Below are 1,794 nucleotides of genomic sequence, written 5' to 3' on the forward strand. Positions count from 1 at the left end.
CTATGCGAGGAAATGCTACTAGGCAGTTGCCGTCGGGATATCAGGAAAGCTGTTTGCACATTTCGGCAATCACGATGCGGACGATAGTTCTCAGGCAACGCATTTCACCTGCAAGAGTTGCTTGGAGATTTGGCTTCTTCAGCGCCAGTTCCTGATTGTCGCGAACGACTTGTTCAAGCAACTGATTCGCAGTGGCCTGGATTCCCGATGTCATTTTGTCGATTGATGCCAGTGCTGCGCTGGCTTTTATACCCATGGACTCGGCAGCGGCAACGACGTTTGTGCGATTGAGGCGAGTAATCCGGTCCTCTTCTCCTACTGGCCAGGCCATTCTGACCTGTTCTGGCCAGCTATCTTGGTCAAACGCACGAGTGGTATACACCGCGGTACTCAGCAGGTCGTAAAAGGGGGAAAGGTTTACTCCCTTGGCCGTGACCAAGAAACTGAGGTTTTTCAGGTGGGCGTCGCCGTTGCCCACCAAGATGTTGAACACTAGCCAGCGGAATAGCTCTAGACGAACTTTTGCCGGGATGTTGCACATCTTGCTGATATCCAGCAGGCGTTGCACGCTGCCTTGATCGTACTTGTAGGCTCGGTCGAGTCCAAGCAATTGGCAGGCATCAATACAATGCAGCCGCTCCCAGCCTTTAGGTGTTTGCCGCCTATCGAAACGGGAGATAAGGTAGACCGGTTGTGGAACATACCTGCGAGTGACTTCTGGAACTTGAAGGCCCATTCTTTTTGCCAGAGTCATGACAAACCACTCGTTAATTACCGAATGTGCGTAGGCCAAGTCTGGGTGGTCAGGCTTGAGGATATGGGTCGAGGGCATGTTGCCGGTGGGCTCTAGCAGTTGCTCACCATCCAAGATAATGGCCATCTTGTGCTGAGCGCCCGCCAGCGACATGCGTTTGGCAGCTCGCTCGGCTAGCGGTACGCGGGGCATATCACGAATGCGCTGCGACAGTACTTCATCAGGCAATGCCCGAAGTTCACCTGGTGTAGGTTGCTGATCTGGTGGAAGGAGGGTGATAGAGCCGGCCGATTCAGCTCCGAATTGGGTAAGCAAGCCAAAGGCATCGGCTACATATGTATGCGCGGCTCGAGCGATCAACTGCCGCTGGCCTTCCTCAGGCAGCAGGTTGTCGAAGTACCACTGTACTGGACGCACCGAGGCGCCATCCATGTGCGGTTCGTTTTGCAAGGGCAGGTTAGGGCAAAGAGGATAGGCATCCGGTTGGCGTAGCCATTGCTGGGTGTAGGCGAAGCTCCAAAGCCCGTTCTGTTCGGATAAGGTGCCTATCAGTGTTTGGTTGATCCAGATGTTTAATTTGCGATCCATTGCAGTTTTCTATCTCTGGGCAGGTTGCTGTTGTTCAGATTTTTCGAGAAGCCTTTCCAGATTCTGTTGAGTTTGTTCCGCGACTTCATCCGGAACATCAACGTAGACTCGAAGCCCCAACTCCCGCATGACCTGGAAAAGCTTTCCCCAGTGAACAGACTCGCCGCCACGCTCCACTTTGCCGAGGAAGTTCTCGGACACGCCGATGCTGCCCGCGGCATCGTCCTGGCGCATGTCCATGGCCTTGCGGCTTGAGCGAATCACCATGCCAATTTTTTCCGGTGTGTCGATCTGAAACTGCATGCCTAAATCCTCATGATCGAGCGGATTATGTTGTCGCGAGTTTATTCTAGCCACAAATCCTCATGATCGTAAGGATTTATGATGGTAGACCATTGATAGCATCAAAAACCTCACGACCTTGAGGATTTCTATCAATTCACTTGGGCGCA

At 52.9% G+C, this 1,794-nt stretch carries 2 protein-coding genes; both read right to left on the reverse strand.

Annotated features, from left to right (window positions below):
- Nucleotides 1-40: 40 nt before the first annotated feature.
- Nucleotides 41-1,342, reverse strand: coding sequence for a HipA domain-containing protein (locus tag DXK50_RS24785; RefSeq protein ID WP_212632140.1), 1,302 nt, complete (start codon nt 1,340-1,342; stop codon nt 41-43).
- 9 nt (nt 1,343-1,351) lie between these two features.
- Entirely contained in the window at nt 1,352-1,645 is a 294-nt protein-coding gene (locus tag DXK50_RS24790; RefSeq protein ID WP_212632141.1) for a helix-turn-helix domain-containing protein, read from the reverse strand.
- Nucleotides 1,646-1,794: the final 149 nt, after the last annotated feature.

It is taken from the genome of Pseudomonas sp. KB-10 (genome assembly GCF_018221585.1).
Lineage (GTDB): Bacteria > Pseudomonadota > Gammaproteobacteria > Pseudomonadales > Pseudomonadaceae > Aquipseudomonas > Aquipseudomonas yangonensis.

Excerpts from the sequence above, each read along its gene's own strand:
- DXK50_RS24785 (WP_212632140.1), bottom strand. The coding sequence starts at position 1,342 with ATGGATCGCAAATTAAACATCTGGATCAACCAAACACTGATAGGCACC.
- DXK50_RS24790 (WP_212632141.1), bottom strand. The coding sequence starts at position 1,645 with ATGCAGTTTCAGATCGACACACCGGAAAAAATTGGCATGGTGATTCGC.